The sequence below is a fragment of the Saccharothrix obliqua genome, from assembly GCF_019375475.1.
Taxonomy (GTDB): domain Bacteria; phylum Actinomycetota; class Actinomycetes; order Mycobacteriales; family Pseudonocardiaceae; genus Actinosynnema; species Actinosynnema obliqua.
In genome coordinates this window covers 177,783-192,282 of sequence record NZ_JAHXGQ010000011.1, presented here as the reverse complement: position 1 = coordinate 192,282, position 14,500 = coordinate 177,783, and the positions used below count along the sequence as shown (strand labels likewise).

Sequence of the window (14,500 nt, the reverse complement as noted above, 5' to 3'; positions counted from 1 at the left end):
CGCCCGCGCGCACCCCGAACGCGGCCACTAGGCTCCGCGCATGGCGAGGTACTTCGACGTGCACCCGGTGAACCCGCAGCGCCGCAGCATCGACGCGGCGGTGCAGCTGATCAGGTCGGACGGTTTGATCGCCTACCCGACGGACTCCTGCTACGCGTTGGGCTGCCAGTTGGGCAACAAGGACGGGCTGGACCGCATCCGCCGCATCCGGCACCTCGACGACCGCCACCACTTCACGTTGATGTGCCGGGACTTCGCCCAGCTCGGCCAGTTCGTCCACGTGGACAACGCGGTGTTCCGCGCGATCAAGGCGGCGACACCGGGCCAGTACACGTTCATCCTGCCCGCGACCCGCGAGGTGCCGCGCCGCCTGCTGCACCCGAAGAAGAAGACCGTCGGCGCGCGCATCCCCGATCACCCGGTGGCGCAGGCGCTGCTGCACGAGCTGGGCGAGCCGCTGCTGTCCAGCACGCTGCTGCTGCCCGACCAGGACGAGCCGCTGGTGCAGGGCTGGGAGATCAAGGACCGCCTGGACAACGAGGTGGACGCGGTCCTCGACTCGGGCGAGTGCGGCACCGAGCCGACGACCGTCGTGGACTTCTCCGCCGGTGAGCCGGAGGTCGTGCGCCGCGGCGCGGGCGACCCGGCGCGCTTCGAGTAGGCGTCAGGCGACCAGCCCGGTCATGAACGACAACCACATCACGGTGCCGGTGCTGTAGGCCGCAGTGACGCCGAACGCGACCGCGGTCAACCCGACCCGCTGCCGCAGCCGCCCGGTGATGCCGCCGCCGAGCAGCCACTGCCAGCCCAACAGCGACAGCACCGCCGGTGCCAGCACGACGGCGGGACCGAGGAAACCGGTGTACGACGCCGGGTTCAGCAACGCGCACGCCGCCACCACCGGCAGCACCGCCGCGACGGCGACGAACGCCAGGCGCGCGCGGCGGTCCCGTTCCGGGGCGAGGCGCTTGCGGGACAACAACCACGTCGCGCCCGCCGCGCCCGCGCTCGCCCCGAACACCAGCCACAGCAGGCCGAACGTCACGCCCTTGTCGTCCACGCCCGCCCACCACGGCTGCGCGGCGCGGACCTCCCGCGCGTCCTCCTCCGGCACCGACAGGCCGCTGACCCGCAGGGCGTGGGTGAACACGTTGTTCAAGGCGCGGTCGCGGGTGCAGGCCACCGGTTGGCCGGCGAACGCGGCCGTGCAGCCCGCTTCGTCGCCCGCCGGTCCGACGTCGGTGCTGACCACGAGCGTCCGCTGCCCCACCGGCACGGTGCAGCGGGTGATCGTGCCCTCCGCCTCGCAGTGGGGTCCGTAAGCGGTGAACTGCCCGGTGGTGACGCGGTAGACGGTGCCGTCGTCGGGTGCGAGGAACGCCAGCACCACCGCCACCACCACGGCGAACCCCGCGACGAGCAGCGGCAACGAGCGCAGCGGATCGGCGTTGTGCCGGTTGGTCGTGGTCAAGCCCCGCCTCCTGTCCCCGCCGGATCGGTCACGTCCTCCCGTCAGTCGCCGGGCATGTCGGTCTCCACCGAGTCGAGGCCGGCTCGCGGGCGCGACCAGTCGCCGCGGGTGAAGTCCGGCACCGGCACGGCCCGGCCGCCCGCGTCGAGCGAACGGGCGCTCAACGGGATCGGCGCGCACCACGCCGCCGAGTCGTAGACGTCGATGTCGGGCGTCAGGCCGCGGCGCATGAGCTGCACGGTGCGCCACTGCATGATCCAGTCCATGCCGTCGTGGCCGCCGACCGGCACCGGGAACTTCCGCCACAGCCAGTGCTTGTGCTCCTCGCGGAACGGTGCGAAATCCCGCCAGCCGTGGTTGTCGTGCGCCGGTTCGAAGTACACGCGTGCGCCGGACGGCGTACCCGCGTAGTCCTCGAAGATGCCGCGCGTGCCCGCGATGCTGTTGATCCGGCTGTACGGCCGCGGTGTGCTCACGTCGTGCTCGGTGCGGATTTGATAGCCCTTGGCCGTGCCGATGTGGCAGGTGACGAGGTCGCCGTTGACGTAGGTCTCCCGCCACGACCGGTGGTCGCGCGGCACGAACCGCTCGCGGTAGTCGGCGAGGCCCCGCGCCGGGGTGGACGTGGCGGAGACCGTGGTGAGGCGGTCGCCGCGGTTGATGTCCATCGCCGCGGCCACCGGACCGAGGCCGTGCATGTGGTAGAAGCTGGCCCTGCTGCGGGTGTGCCACGACCTGCGCCAGTCGTCGGTGTAGTAGTCGTCGTCGAACAGCAGGGCGCGCAGGTCGTGCAGGTAGCCGCCGTGGCCGTTGGTGACCTCGCCGAACACGCCCGCGTGGGACATGCGCAGCATGGCCAGTTCGTTGTTGCCGTAACAGCAGTTCTCGGCCAGCATCAGGTGCTTGCGGGTGCGCTCGGAGGTGTCGACCAAGCTCCACAGCTCGTGCAGTTCGGTCGCGATGGGCAGTTCCACGACGACGTGCTTGCCGGCGAGCAGCGCGTCCCGGCTCTGGGCGTAGTGGAAGTCCCACGGCGTCGCGATGTACACGACGTCGACGTCGGTGCGCGCCAGCAACTCCCGGTACGAGTCGGGGGAACCGCCGAACACGGCGGGCGCCGGTTTGCCCTCCCCCACCAGGCGGTCGGCGACGCGCCGCGCCCGGTCGGCACGCACGTCGCAGACGGCGGTGATCAGGCAGCCGGGCACGGCGGCCCAGCCGGGCACCATCGACGCGCCGCGGTTGCCGAGCCCGATGAGTCCTGTTCGGACGGTGCGCGTGGGTTGGAACGGCACGTCGAGCATGGAGGTCCGGCCGAGCGGTTGCGCCGGTGCGCCGAGGGTGACGCCGGTGGCGATCGCTCCTCCGAACAGGGAACGCCGGGACACGTCCGCCATGGGATCTCCTCCGCCACCGCCGTTGGTCGATGCTCTGAAGTACCGCAACGGGGCCGGTGCGAGGAAGGGCCGGCGCACCCCGGGGCGGGCGCGCGAGGTCATGCAGTACGTTTCGGTGCGCGGGAACGCGCGCAGCCGGGAGGAGAGCCCGTGAGCACCCACGTCGCGGTCGAGATCGCCACCCAACCGGACTGCTGGCGCCGGGCGACCGCGCTGGTCGACGAGGCCGCGCCACGCCTGCCGCGCCCCGGTGAGCGGGTGGCCGCCGTCGGCTGCGGCACGTCGTGGTTCGTCGCCCAGTCCTACGCGTGGCTGCGCGAGGGCCGCGGTCAGGGCGTCACCGACGCGTTCGCCGCCTCGGAGTTCCCCGGTGTGCGCGATTACGACCGGGTCGTCGCGATCACCCGCTCCGGCACCACGTCCGAGGTGCTGGACCTGCTGGAATCGGTGGACGTGCCGACGGTGGCGGTCACCGCCGACGCGGGCACGCCGGTCGCCGACGCGGCGGACGAGCTGGTGGTGCTGGACTTCGCCGACGAGGTGTCGGTGCTGCAGACCCGGTTCGCCACCAGCGCGCTCGCCCTGCTGCGCGCCTCGCTCGGCGAGGACCTGGCGCCCGCGATCGCCGACGCCGCCACCGCGCTGGCCGCACCGCTGCGCCCGGACTGGACCGGCGCGGAGCAGTTCACCTTCCTCGGGCGCGGCTGGACGGTCGGCCTCGCCCACGAGGCGGCGTTGAAGATGCGCGAGGCGGCGGGCGCGTGGGCCGAGTCCTACCCGGCCATGGACTACCGGCACGGCCCGATCAGCATCACCGCGCCCGGCCGGGTGACGTGGGTGCTCGGTCCCCCGCCCGCCGGGCTGGCGGAGGACGTGGCCGCGACCGGCGGCACGTTCGTCGCCGCCGGGCTCGACCCGATGGCGAACCTGGTGCTCGCGCAGCGCCTGGCCGTGCACGTGGCGGTGACCGCGGGCCTCGACCCGGACCGGCCGCGTCACCTGACCAGGTCGGTCATCCTGTCCTGACCCGGGTCGGCGGTGGGGACCAACGCCGGCACCGGGCCCGTCGCGAACGCGCCCGGCGCCGTGCCGGCGTGCCGACCGGTCCCGCGGACCGGCGCCGGCGGCTCCTGCCACTGCCCGGTGGCTGCCGCGGGCGGCGCGGTCCCCGTCCGGGACCGCTGCGCCCCGGCGCGCCCGCGCCAGGACACCCGACAGTCTCAAGTGGACTGTTCCGGGGTGCGTCGCGGGCCCGGCGCACCCCCGCACTATTAAGCCGGCCACGGCACACCCCCGCGCGATAACGACGTCATGCCCATGACGCTAGGCCGTTCGGGCGCACCCGGCCACGCGGGCGCACGAAGGGGTGACGTGGGAATTCGAGAAAGCTCCCACTTACTCCGCAGCACGCCGCCCGACGGTGGTCACCCGGTGAAAGGGGGTCGCGGTGCGGAAAACCGCGTGGCCGGTGCTGGCGGTGGTGCTGGCCGGGGTGTTGACCAGTGGTGCGGCGCACGCGGGCGGGCGCACGAACCTGTTGTGCCGGAACGACACCGGCGACGACGAGCGGATCAACGCGGCCACCGCCGCGAGCGCTCCGGGCGACGAGATCGTGCTCACCGGCACGTGCCTGGTCGACGGCACCGTGCGGCTGGCGAGCGACCGGACGTACCGGGGCGTGTCCCGCTCCGGCACCGTGGTGCGGCAGGCGCCCGGCGCGAACCTGGACGCCATGCTCGCCAGCGACTCCTACCTGGACGACGTACCGTGGACCGGTGGCCCGGTGACCCTCCGGTCGCTGACGCTGCTCGCCGAGCGCGACACCAACCCGCACGCGCACGACGCGCTGGTGCTGCGGTCGTGGCAGGCGGTCGTGGAGGACGTCGTGGTGCTCGGCGCCGCCCGGCACGGCGTGCGCGTCACCAACCTGTCCGCCAACGGCACGCCGTTGACGAACACGCAGGTCAACGGGCGGATCGTGGGCAACCACATCGCCGGGTCCGGCGCACGCGGCGTGCACGTGGAGGACACCGGCAACTCCGTCACCGACTGGCAGCTGCTGGACAACTGGGTCGAGGACTCCGGCACGGACGGCATCGGCCTGGACAACGCCGCCGGGTGGCTGGTCCGCGGCAACCACGTGTACGGGGTGGGTGGCGTCGCCCTGTGGGCGCAACGCCTGTTCGGCTCCTCGGTCACGGACAACTACCTGGAGGACTTCGGCACCTCCGGCATCCGGGTGTCGGTGCAGGGCGAAGCGGCCTCCGTGGTGAGCGGCAACCGGGTGTTCAAGGCGAACGGCGGCTCCGGCACGTTCCTGGAGGTCACCGTGAACTACGGCGTGGGCAACCTGGTGGTGACCGGTAACGCGGTGCGCGGCAACGGTTCCGGCGTGGGTCTCGACTTCCGGGGTCCGCGGCTGGTGGTGGCGTCCACCGGCAACCTGGTCACCGGGGTGGCGGTGCCGCGGCGGGTCGGCGCGGGCGTGTCGTTGTCCGCCGGGATCTGAAGCAGTTCCCGGTGGGCCGCCCGCAGCACCGCGCCGGGATCGGTGCCCAGCTCGTCGGCGAGCAGCCGCCGCACCCGCTGGTAGTGGCCGATCGCCTCGCCGGTGCGGCCCGCGCGGTGCAGCGCGAGGACCAGCTGGGCGGCCACCCGCTCGTCCAGCGGGTGCGCCGCCGAGCGGGCGGTGAGCGCCGCCAGCTCACGCGCTCCGTGCCCCAGGCGCAACGCGGCGTCCGTGCGCTCGCACTCCACCAGGAACCGCTGCTGCTCGACCGCCGCCCGCACCGCGCCCAGCCACGGCGTGTCCAGGCCGGCGAACGCCTCGCCCCGCCACAGCACCAGCGCCTCGTCGAACGCGGCCAGCCGCGCGCCGTCGGACGTGGCGCGGCGGCCCGCGTCCAGCAGCCGCTCGAACCGCCGCAGGTCCACCACGTCCGGGTCGGCGGCCAGTTCGTAGCAGCCGGTGCGGCGCACCAGCGCCACACCCGTCGCGTCGGCCAGCGCCTGCCGCAGCCGGTACAGGTAGCCGTACAGGGCGGCACGCGGCCGACGTGGCGGGCAGTCGCCCCACACCCGCGTGACCAGCCGGTCGAAGCTCACCGGCTGGTTCACCTCGACCGCGAGCGCCACCAGGACGCACCGCTGCCGAGCGTGCCCCAGGTCCACCCGGTGACCACCCACGACCGCCTCCACCGCGCCCAGCAACCGGATCTCCACCGTCATGTGACACCTCCCGACCCCCGGTATAGCGGCGTGCGGGCGTTCGCCGCCGTTCGGACTTGTGCGAACCTGTTCGTGCTGGTCACGACGATGGGTGGGACGCCGGTCACGCCGACGCCGTGGCACTCGCAGCAGTGCCATGGCCCGAACCGCCGATGGAGGGCGACAGCCGGCTAGAGCAAGCTGTGGTGCGTGGAAGATCACCGGGCGGGGCCGCCGCGGCCCGAGGACGCGACCACGGCCGCCGAGTTCATCACCGCGATGAAGCAGCTGCGGTTGTGGTCGGGCTTGACCTACCGCCAGTTGGAGGGGAAGGCGCGGGCAGCGGGCGACGTGCTGCCGTCGAGCACGACCGCGACCATGCTGGGTCGCGCCACGCTCCCCCGCGAGCAACTGGTCAGCGCGTACGCGCGGGCGTGCGGGCTGGACGAGGACGACACCCGGCGCTGGGTGGAGGCCCGCCGCCGGCTCGCGATGGAACCGGCCGAACCCGTGGCCGTCGAACCGGCCGACCCGCCTGCCCGCGGGCGGGCCTGGTGGCCGTTGGTGGCGGGGGTCGCGGTGCTGGTCGCCGTGGCGGCCACGGTCACGGCGCTGGTCATCCGGCCGGGTTCGCTGGAGGACCCGCCGGACAACGGCTGGTACCGGCTGCACCCGGCGCATGTCGCGGAGTTGTGCGTGGGCGAGGGGCGTGAGCGCAACCAGCGCACGGACCGGCCGTTAGCCGTGCAGCGCTCGTGCGAGGGGCTGGTGCCGGACACGTACCTGGAGGCCGTCGGCGAGGGCGTGTACCTGGTGAAGTGGCGGCACCCCGCGGAGGGTTGGGGCTGTCTGGCGGTGGACGGCGCGCACCTCGGCGACGAGGCGTTGATCGCGCCGGACGACTGCACGGGCGCCGCGCACCAGCGCTTCCTCCTGGAGCCGGTGTCCATGCCGGTGCCGCGGGGATTCCTGCTGCGCCCCGTGCACAGCGGCAAGTGCGTCGGGCTGCTGGGCGGGCCGGCGGAGGTGTCGCCGGGCGCGGAGCTGACGCAGACGTCGTGCACCGGGCAGGCCGACCAGGAGTTCATCGTCGAATCCGTCCCGCCGCCGGACCAGAGCGGGGACAACGCGAGCCGCTGACCGCAAATGTGCGGTCTCCTCACCTCTCATGGATTGTCGGAATGCGCTTCTCCGGTGCCCGCGACTCACCCGGGGGGGACATCGCCGCCGGGCGCGTGAATCGTCCGGCCGCCCCCTCTCCGCCGGTCGCGGGCGCCGAAAGGTAGGATCCGCGCATGGATATGCAGTCGAAGCGCATCGCGCTCGATAAGATTTACAAGAGGCGAGATCGCTACGAAATCCCGGATTGGCAGCGCAAGGGGGTCTGGAACGACAGCCAGAAGAAGCGGCTGATCGACTCCGTGCTCCGCGGCTGGAAGCTGCCCAAGTTCTACTTCCAGAAGACGGGGTCGGATCCCGAGACGTTCGAGGTGGTCGACGGCCAGCAGCGGCTGACGGCCATCTGGGGGTTCTACGACGGCGTCTTAGAGCTGTCCGAGGAGAGCGTCGAGGCGTTCGGGGCGAAGTCGTACAAGGACCTGGCCGACTCCCTGTCGGACGCCTTCGACGACTACGAGATCGAGTACGACGTGATCGCCGACGCCACCGAGAAGGAGGTCAAGGAGTTCTTCCAACGGCTCCAGGCCGGTCTCCCGCTGACCAGCAGCGAGAAGCTGAACTCCATCCACAGCAAGCTCCGCGACTACTGCGTCGAGTTGTCCGAACACCCGTTCTTCAAGACCTCCACGGTGGTGCTGGACCGCCGGCACGCCTATTTCGACATCTGCTCCAAGGTGCTCGTGCTGGAGATCGAGGGGCTTGATTCCGGCATTCGCTTCGACGACGTCAGCGCCGCGTTCCTGAGCAACACCGCCTTCTCCCACTCGTCCGCCATCGCGCGCCGCGTGAAGTCCGCCCTCGACCTCCTCGTCGAGGTGTTCCCCGAGAAGAGCGCGGTGCTGAAGCAGCGGTCGATGATCCAGTCGATCATCACGCTCGTGTGCCACCTCCAGGAGGCCGGCATGGCGGACGACCAGGTGCCGACCCTCAAGGAGTTCATCGAGAGGTTCTCCGGCGAACTCGCCCGGCAGGTCGAGCTGGGCGCCGCGGCCACCGACTACGACTACATGGCCTTCCAGCGCACGGTCAACGCCAACACCAAGTCTGGCGTCCGCCAGCGGCACGAGGTGCTGCTGCGCAAGCTCTTCGCCGCCCACCCGGACTTCTTCTCGGTGGTGAACCGGTCGAGCGGCCTGGAGGAAGCGCTCCGCACCGACGTGCAGAGGTGCGCCAAGGAGATCCGCACCACCGTCCAGACCGTGAACGAGAGGTACGCGGCAAAGCACGGCGAAGACCTCTTCAAGGCCACGAACAAGACCGCGGCGACGCTGTCGTCGCTGGACGAGCGGATCAGCTCCCTGGACGAGTACAAGGCATGGGTGGACAAGCTCTACTTCGTCTTCCGCGAGAGCGTCGGCCAGCGGCTGAACGACCAGGTGCCGCAGTCGTTCCTGGACGTCAACAACCTGCGCACGTACTTGCAGCACGACGTGGACCACGGCAAGGGCGTCGCCGCCAAGCGGAAGAAGCTGGGCGAGACCTTCGCCAAGTACGCCGGCGACTCGATCCCGGAGGGCTACGACTTCGGGTTCTCCTCGTCGTTGCAGGCCAACCTGCTCAACGCGCTCGTGGCCGACCTGCGGAGCCTGGCCAAGTCGCCCGTGTGAAGGGGTCGCGCCGCGCAGCGCGTGGCAACGGGTTCCGCGCCCGTCACCGACCTCGACCCGGGCTCCGGACGAGTGCCCCGCCGGCAGGAGGGGCGGACGCCGGCGCGCGGTGTGCGCGCCGGCGTCCGGGCGTCACCGGGGCAGGTAGGCGCGGTGGGACTTGGAGAACTCGAAGTTGTTGTACTTGTCCCAGTTGATCGACCACGTCATCAGGCCGCGCAGGTCGGGGTAGGTCTGCTTCGGCTTGTACGGGCCGCAGTTCGCGCCCTTCATCAGGCAGCCCAGGGCCTTGTGGACGTCCGCGACCGACGTGAAGCCGTTGCCCGCGTTGACGCTCGCCGGCAGGCCGATCGCGACCTGGTCCTGCCGAAGGCCCGGGAAGAACTTGTTCGCGTCGCCGCGCACCGGGAAACCGGCCAGCACCATGTCCGCCATCGCCACGTGGAAGTCCGCGCCGCCCATGGTGTGGTACTGGTTGTCGGTGCCCATGATCGGGCCGGAGTTGTAGTGCTGCACGTGCAGCAGCGTCAGGTCGTCCCGCATGGCGTGGATGACCGGCAGGTACGCGCCGGCCCGCGGGTCCTGGCCGGAGCCGCCGCCGTAGAACTGGTAGCCGAGCTGGACGAAGAACGTCTCCGGGGCCATGGTGAGCACGAACTTGTTGCCGTACTTGGCCTTCAGGGACTTCAGCGCGGAGATCAGGTTCACCACGACCGGGGTGGTCGGGTTGCGGAAGTCGGTGTCGTTGGCGCTCAAGGACAGCGAGTGACCCTCGAAGTCGACGTCCAGGCCGTCCAGGCCGTACCGGTCGATGATGGCGGAGGCGCTGCGGACGAACGCGTCGCGCGCGGCCGTGGTGGTGAGCTGCACCTGGCCGTTCTGGCCGCCGATGGAGATCAGGACCTTCTTGCCCTGCGCCTGCTTCTCGCGGATGCCGGCGATGAACTCGGCCTCGGACTCGACGTTCGGGCACTCGGCCACCGGGCACTGCTGGAACCGCAGCTCGCCGGACGTGGCGGAGGTCGGCTCGGCGAACGACAGGTTGATGACGTCCCAGTCCGGCGAGACGTCCTTCATCCGCGTGTAGCCGGAGCCGTTGGCGAAGCTGGCGTGCAGGTAGCCGACCAGGACGCGCTTGGGCAGGCCGGTGGGCGGGTTCGTGGTCGTGGTCGTCGTCGTGGTGGTCGTCGTCGTAGTGGTAGTGGTGGTCGTGGTCGTCGTGGTGGTGGACGTGGTCAGCGTCGGCCCACCGGTGCACGGGGCGTCGTTGAGCTTGCAGTTGGTCGGCACGCCGGTGCCGGAGGCGTTGAAGCCGAACGTCACCGACGCGCCGGGCGCGACGTTGCCGTTGTAGTTGCGGTTGGTGAACGTGTAGCGCCCGCCGGAGTTGGTCTGGAGCGCGTCCCAGTAGGCGCCGACCGACGTCCCCGTCGGCATGTCGAACTCGACCTTCCAGCCGGTGAGGGCCGACCCGGTGTCGTTGCGGACCGTGAACTGCCCGGTGTAGCCGGCATCCCAGGACTGGGTCTTGGTGAACGTGGCCGTGGGCGTGGCGGCGTACGCCGGTGTGAACCCGACGGCCACGGCGGCGGCCACGAGCGAACCCACCGCCGCCACCCTGGCGAACAGGACTCTGCGCGACGACATCGTCTTCCTCCTAGCGGTGGCGGCCTCCAGGTGGGGGAAATTGGACTAGACCACATCACCGCGTGTCAAGGGTCGCCCGCGCTCCGCCACCACCGCGAAGTGCGTGATCATGCCGCTACGCTGCGTAAAAGCACCGAAGGCGCTCCCTACGAAGGTAGGGAAAACACCCCGGTGATCACCCTCGGCGGGTTACCGTTCACAGGGTGCAGATCCCGTGGAGAGCCGCACCGCGCGCGGCGCTGTCGAGCCCCCTGACGCTGCTCGTCAGCCTGGTGACCGCGTTGCTGCTGAGCTTCGTCGTGGCCGCCGCGGTGCTGCACTCCGGCGCCTCCGGCAGCGCCGCCATCGCCTACCACGCGGACCGGCTGTGCGCCGAGTCCTTGCGGCCCAACCTGGAGAGCAAGATCCGGCACGCCCAGGTGCTGTCCGCGCTGGACGACCTCAAGAGCACGCTCGGCGACCAGCCGATGCTGCCCGCCTTCTACACCGCGGAGGCGCGCACCGACTTCGGCGGCAGGCCCACGTACGCCAAGTTCGGCTACCGGCCGGGCGCCACCGACCACCTGAAGGTCCTGGAGGGCGGCGGCAAGGACGGCCTGTGGGTGCCCAAGAGCATCGCCGTCACCACGGACCTCCAGCTCGGCAAGCGCGGCATGGGCGGCGTGCTGCCCCCGGTCACCGCGGTCTACGAGGACGTCCGCGACCCGCTCGACCCGTGGTGGTGCTCGGAGCGGCAGTACGTCGTGCCCAACCCGATCTCCGCGCGCCTGGACTCGGTCACCGCCGTGGTGTGGATGCCCACCGCCGAGTCGTTCGCCGCGCTGCCGCCCGCGGTGACCGCGCAGGCCAGCGTGACCGTCCGGTTCCCCGGACCGGTGCCGCAAACCGTCGACGAGGCCGACGCGCTGGTCTCGGCGGGCACGGCGCGGCTGGAGAAGTACCGGGCGCAGGGCGTCCGGGTGAACTCGCCGCTGACGCTGCCGGTGGACAACGCCCGCGAGACGGTCGGCAACGTGCGCTCGGCGATCCTGCCGCTGGCGTTGATCAGCCTGCTGATCGGGCTCGCCGGCGTGGCGACGGTGACCGCCCAGTGGGCGCAGCGGCGGCACGCCGAGCTGTGGCTGCTGTGGGTGCGCGGCTCGGGACCGGCCGCCCTCGGCGGGCGCGCGCTGCTGGAACTCGGGCTGCCGCTGGTCGCGGGCGGCGCCCTCGGACTGGTCGCGGCCCGGCTGCTGCTGCCCGTCTACGCGCCGTCCACCGCGCTGCCACCGGGTTCGGCGGGCAACGCGGTGCTGGCCGTGCTCGTGGTCGTGGCGCTCAGCCTCGTGATCGTCTGGAGCACCACCGCGCTGCGCGCCCACCGCGCGTTCCAGAAGGCCGCCACGGGCAGCCGCGCGCGCCGCGTGCTGACGGCCCTGCCGTGGGAGCTGGTCACCGCCGGCCTCGCCGTGTGGTCGTGGTTCCGGGTGCGGGACAGCGGGTTCTCCGCCACGACGCAGATCGGCGGCCTGCCCCGGATCGACGCGGCGGCGCTGGCGTTCCCGCTGCTGGTGGTGCTCACCGCGGCGCTGCTCGCGGCACGCCTGGCGCGGTGGGCGTTGAAGGCGTCGCACCGCGCGGCGCTGTGGCGTCGACCCGCCGCGCAGCTCGCGATCCGCAGGCTCGCCGCCGCGGCCGGCCCGGTGACCGGCGTGCTGCTGGTCGGCGTGCTCGCCATCGGCACCATCGCGGTCGGCTCCGGCATCGCCGGTTCGCAGCAGACCGCGCTGGCGGACAAGTCCGGCATCTACACCGGCGCGGAGAGCACGGTGCGGTTGGTGGACAAGGTCGAGCTGCCGCCCGAGCTGCGCGGCAACTCCACCGTCGTCGGCATGGCGCAGGTCGAGGAGAACATCGCCCTCGTGGTCGACCCGGACACGTTCAACGACGGCGCGTACGGGGAGGACATCGACCGGGCCCTGCTGGCGCAACCGCTGCGGATCGGCGACGCGCCGCGTGGCGAGGTGTCGATGCCCGGCCTGCCCCGGTTCGACCCGCGGGCGCACCTCCCGTCGTTCCCCAAGCTCGGCACCGCCGGCTGGGTGGTGCCGATCGACCAGGTGCCGGACGAGGACGGGGTGGGTTCCTGGTACGTGTGGTCGGCGAAGCCGCTGGGCGAGCTGACCACCGCGCTGGCCGCGCACGACATCCGCTACCGCAACTCCATCGAGCGGACCAAGGCGGTGTCCGGCCTGCCTTTCCTCACCATCCAGTGGACGTTCGGCTTCGTCACCGCCGTCGGCGTGGTGCTCGCCGTGGTGGCGGCCATCGCGTTGCTGCTCGCGATCGAGGTGCGGCGGCGGCAGAACGCGGTGTCCGGCGCGTTCAGCACGCGGATGGGCCTGCGCCCGGCGGCGCTGCTGTCCAGTCACCTGCTGGAGCTGGGCGCGCTCGCCGTGGCGGCGGTCGTGGTCGGGTTGGCGGCGAGCACGGCGGGCAGCCGGATCGCCGTGCCCCGGCTGGATCCCGCGCCACGCCTGGCGCCCGGCACCGAGGTGCCGAACATGGCGCCGCTGTTCACCGCCACGGTGGTGGGCAGCGCGCTGGTGGTGCTGGTGGCCGCGTGGATCGCCGTCCGCGCGGTGCGGACCGCCCGGATCGGGGAGCTGATCCGTGGCTGAGCCGTTCGACGGAGGGGAACCGGCCGTGGCCGAGCACGTGTTGCGCCTGCACGGGGTGGGCGTCGAGTACCGCACACCCGCCGGCGTGGTGACCGCCGTGTCGGAGGTGTCGTTGGACGTGCCCGCGCACGGCATCACGGTGCTCGCGGGGCCGTCCGGCTCGGGCAAGTCCACGCTGCTGCGCGTGCTGAGCCTGGTGGAGCGGCCCACCCGCGGCGGGGTGGAACTGCGGGGCACGGGCACCGCGCGGCTGTCGTCCGGGGCGCGGCGGGCGTTGCGGCGCACCGAGATCGCGCTGGTCTTCCAGAACCCCGCCGACAACCTGGTGGCGCACCTGACCGTCGGCGACAACCTGCGTGCCGCCGCGCAGGCGGCGGGTCGCACCACCACGCCGGACGAGCTGCTCGACCAGCTCGGCCTGCCCGGCACGGCGGCCTGGAAGGTCAACGCCCTGTCCGGCGGCCAGCAGCAGCGGCTCGCGTTCGGCTGCGCGTTGGCGCGCGGCGCGTCCGTCGTGCTCGCCGACGAGCCGACCTCGCAGCTCGACAGCAGGTCGGCCGACCTCGTGCTGGAGACGTTGGCCGACCTCGCGCGGCGTGCCGTGCCGGTCGTCGTCGCCTCGCACGACCCGCGCCTGATCGCGTTGGCGGACACCAGGTACGACTTGCGGAACGGGGCGTTGGCGGCATGACGGCGTTGCGGGCGGTCGGGGTCAAGCGGTCCTTCGCGCACGCGGGTGGCCCGGTGCAGGTGCTGCGCGGCGTCGACCTGGAGGTGGCGGCGGGCGAGCTGGTGACGTTGTCGGGCCCGTCCGGGTCGGGCAAGAGCGCGCTGCTCACCGTGCTGTCCGGGTTCGACCGGGCGGACGAGGGCACGGTGGAGCTGTGCGGCGAGGTGCTGACCGAGCCGCCCACGTGGGCGGTGTGCGCCCTGCTGCCGCAGGCCCTCGGCCTGGCGAGCGAGCTGACGCTGGCGGAGAACGTGGCGCTGCCGCTGCGGTTGACCGGCCGGGACGCGGGTCCGGTGGCCGGGCTGCTGACCGAGCTGGGCATCGGCGCGCTCGCCGACCGGTACCCGGGCGAGGTGTCGTTCGGGCAGCAGCAGCGTGCGGCGCTCGCGCGGGCCGTGATCGCGTCGCCGAAGGTGCTGCTGGCCGACGAGCCCACCGCGCACCTGGACAGCGTGAGCGGTCCGGTGGCGGTGCGCGTGCTGCGGCGGGCCGCCGACGCGGGCACCGCCGTGCTGATCGCGACCCACCACGACGAGGTGCACCGGGCTGCGGACCGGACGGTGATCCTCTCGGACGGGCGCGTGTCCGTAGGATGAGCGGCG

The 14,500-nt window shown here is 72.3% G+C and carries 11 protein-coding genes and 1 pseudogene; 8 read left to right on the top strand and 4 right to left on the bottom strand.

The window, feature by feature from the left end; all coding sequences use genetic code 11:
* Positions 1–40: 40 nt before the first annotated feature.
* Complete coding sequence (locus KZQ38_RS29400) at positions 41–661, top strand: L-threonylcarbamoyladenylate synthase (protein ID WP_219446522.1); 621 nt, start codon at positions 41–43, stop codon at positions 659–661.
* Between the two features lie 3 nt (positions 662–664).
* Here KZQ38_RS29400 and KZQ38_RS29395 read toward each other — a convergent pair whose 3' ends face one another.
* The gene (locus KZQ38_RS29395) at positions 665–1,471 is read right to left on the bottom strand and encodes a hypothetical protein (protein WP_219446517.1); all 807 of its coding nucleotides are present in this window, start codon (positions 1,469–1,471) and stop codon (positions 665–667) included.
* A 41-nt stretch (positions 1,472–1,512) separates the two neighbouring features.
* Positions 1,513–2,868 carry a Gfo/Idh/MocA family protein gene (locus KZQ38_RS29390; protein ID WP_219446516.1) on the bottom strand — a complete coding sequence of 452 codons (1,356 nt, stop codon included), beginning with the start codon at positions 2,866–2,868 and terminating at the stop codon, positions 1,513–1,515.
* Between the two features lie 150 nt (positions 2,869–3,018).
* On the opposite strand from KZQ38_RS29390, the gene KZQ38_RS29385 reads away from it, so the two are divergent.
* Together KZQ38_RS29385 and KZQ38_RS29380 are read left to right on the top strand one after the other, a co-directional pair.
* Positions 3,019–3,894: an SIS domain-containing protein gene (locus tag KZQ38_RS29385; RefSeq protein ID WP_219446515.1), complete on the top strand. Its 876-nt coding sequence runs from the start codon at positions 3,019–3,021 to the stop codon at positions 3,892–3,894.
* 421 nt (positions 3,895–4,315) lie between these two features.
* Positions 4,316–5,377 carry a right-handed parallel beta-helix repeat-containing protein gene (locus KZQ38_RS29380; protein ID WP_219446514.1) on the top strand — a complete coding sequence of 354 codons (1,062 nt, stop codon included), beginning with the start codon at positions 4,316–4,318 and terminating at the stop codon, positions 5,375–5,377.
* Positions 5,378–5,388: 11 nt separating this feature from the next.
* Here the strand turns inward: KZQ38_RS29380 and KZQ38_RS36610 are convergent.
* Positions 5,389–6,096 (bottom strand): annotated as a pseudogene (locus tag KZQ38_RS36610) (AfsR/SARP family transcriptional regulator); the annotation flags it as partial.
* A gap of 189 nt (positions 6,097–6,285) precedes the next feature.
* On the opposite strand from KZQ38_RS36610, the gene KZQ38_RS29375 reads away from it, so the two are divergent.
* Positions 6,286–7,215, top strand: coding sequence for an XRE family transcriptional regulator (locus tag KZQ38_RS29375; RefSeq protein ID WP_219446513.1), 930 nt, complete (start codon positions 6,286–6,288; stop codon positions 7,213–7,215).
* 155 nt (positions 7,216–7,370) lie between these two features.
* Entirely contained in the window at positions 7,371–8,861 is a 1,491-nt protein-coding gene (locus KZQ38_RS29370; RefSeq protein WP_219446512.1) for a DUF262 domain-containing protein, read from the top strand.
* A gap of 132 nt (positions 8,862–8,993) precedes the next feature.
* Here KZQ38_RS29370 and KZQ38_RS29365 read toward each other — a convergent pair whose 3' ends face one another.
* A complete protein-coding gene (locus tag KZQ38_RS29365) occupies positions 8,994–10,508 on the bottom strand; it encodes a chitinase (protein ID WP_219446511.1) in 1,515 nt (504 codons plus the stop codon).
* Between the two features lie 203 nt (positions 10,509–10,711).
* On the opposite strand from KZQ38_RS29365, the gene KZQ38_RS29360 reads away from it, so the two are divergent.
* The 3 genes from KZQ38_RS29360 to KZQ38_RS29350 are packed head-to-tail and all read left to right on the top strand — an operon-like array spanning position 10,712 to position 14,494.
* A complete protein-coding gene (locus tag KZQ38_RS29360) occupies positions 10,712–13,168 on the top strand; it encodes an ABC transporter permease (RefSeq protein WP_219446510.1) in 2,457 nt (818 codons plus the stop codon).
* A complete protein-coding gene (locus KZQ38_RS29355) occupies positions 13,161–13,859 on the top strand; it encodes an ABC transporter ATP-binding protein (RefSeq protein WP_219446508.1) in 699 nt (232 codons plus the stop codon). The genes KZQ38_RS29360 and KZQ38_RS29355 overlap by 8 nt, the downstream gene beginning before the upstream one ends.
* Positions 13,856–14,494, top strand: coding sequence for an ABC transporter ATP-binding protein (locus KZQ38_RS29350; protein WP_219446506.1), 639 nt, complete (start codon positions 13,856–13,858; stop codon positions 14,492–14,494). Before KZQ38_RS29355 ends, KZQ38_RS29350 begins: the two co-directional genes overlap by 4 nt.
* The last annotated feature ends 6 nt before the right edge of the window (positions 14,495–14,500 follow it).

What these genes read in the sequence shown, in the direction of transcription:
- KZQ38_RS29365 (WP_219446511.1), bottom strand. Translation starts at nt 10,508, where the DNA reads ATGTCGTCGCGCAGAGTCCTGTTCGCCAGGGTGGCGGCGGTGGGTTCG.
- KZQ38_RS29400 (WP_219446522.1), top strand. Translation starts at nt 41, where the DNA reads ATGGCGAGGTACTTCGACGTGCACCCGGTGAACCCGCAGCGCCGCAGC.
- KZQ38_RS29350 (WP_219446506.1), top strand. Translation starts at nt 13,856, where the DNA reads ATGACGGCGTTGCGGGCGGTCGGGGTCAAGCGGTCCTTCGCGCACGCG.
- KZQ38_RS29390 (WP_219446516.1), bottom strand. Translation starts at nt 2,868, where the DNA reads ATGGCGGACGTGTCCCGGCGTTCCCTGTTCGGAGGAGCGATCGCCACC.
- KZQ38_RS29370 (WP_219446512.1), top strand. Translation starts at nt 7,371, where the DNA reads ATGGATATGCAGTCGAAGCGCATCGCGCTCGATAAGATTTACAAGAGG.